The following is a 1114-nucleotide window of genomic DNA, read 5'->3' on the forward strand; positions in this document are numbered from 1 at the left end:
GACTCTCGTAAGGAAGCTTCTGGACGTCCTCTAAAGCGTGAACTAACGCAAGATGAAGTCATTGCAAGACAGGAAGCAAGAATTAAACTCCTTGAGTCTCAGGTGGAATTGTTAAAAAAGCTAGACACGAAAGAAAGGTTGCTGGTAGCAAAGGGAAAGAACCTAAGTAAGAGTACGTTATTTGAGCTAATTAAAGAGACTGTAGGTCAAGGTTTGGGACGTACAACTCGCTACCTCTGCGATTTATTACACGTATCTCGCTCAGGCTATTACAACTACATCCAGGCCGTAGAAACCCGTAAAGAGCGGTCTCTTTCGGATGCCAAAGCAGGAGAACTGATCAAGAAAGCCTTTCATAGAAAGGGCTTTAAAAAGGGTTCTCGTTCTATTAAAATGACGCTTGAGAACGAATTTGGCGTGATCTACAACTTGAAAAGAATCCGCAGACTTATGAAGAAATTTAACCTCGTTTGTCCACATCGAAAACCTAATCCCTACAAACGCATGGCAAAGGTGACTCAAGAACATCGAACGCTTCCCAACAGTTTAGATCGTAATTTTAGAAAAGGTGTTCCTGGGCTTGCGTTGCTCACCGACATCACTTATCTCCCATACGGCCGCTCAGAGACGGCTTATTTGTCGACCATACTAGACGCTTCAACGGGAGAGATCCTTGCTTACAACCTTTCCAACAGCCTTACGTTGGACATTGCTACAGACACGATCGAGGCACTCATGAAGCAAAGAAAATTGAAGTTGCACAAAAAAGCATTCATTCATTCGGATCAAGGAAGTCATTATACGAGTCCCACATACCAAAAACTTTTAAAGCAAAAGGGATTAGGGCAATCGATGTCTAGACGAGGAAATTGCTGGGACAATGCGCCACAGGAGTCGTTTTACGGTCATATGAAGGATCATGTTGACCATCGTAGCTGTCCAACCTTAGCAGAGCTACAACGTAAGATTGACAGTTACATCCGCTACTACAACAATAATCGATACCAATGGGGATTAAAAAAGATGACCCCTGTGCAATACAGGAATCATCTTTTGTTAGCTGCCTAGGTTAAATCGAGTTTTTTAAAGTGTCCTTGACAGAGGGTCCAGATCA

1 protein-coding gene is annotated in these 1114 nt (G+C 43.0%); it reads left to right on the forward strand.

The features are described from left to right. The coding region (locus HQN90_RS38045) for an IS3 family transposase (protein ID WP_173227989.1) at positions 1-1068 on the forward strand (1068 nt) is incomplete at its 5' end. Positions 1069-1114: the final 46 nt, after the last annotated feature.

It is taken from the genome of Paenibacillus alba, assembly GCF_013204855.1.
Lineage (GTDB): Bacteria > Bacillota > Bacilli > Paenibacillales > NBRC-103111 > Paenibacillus_E > Paenibacillus_E alba.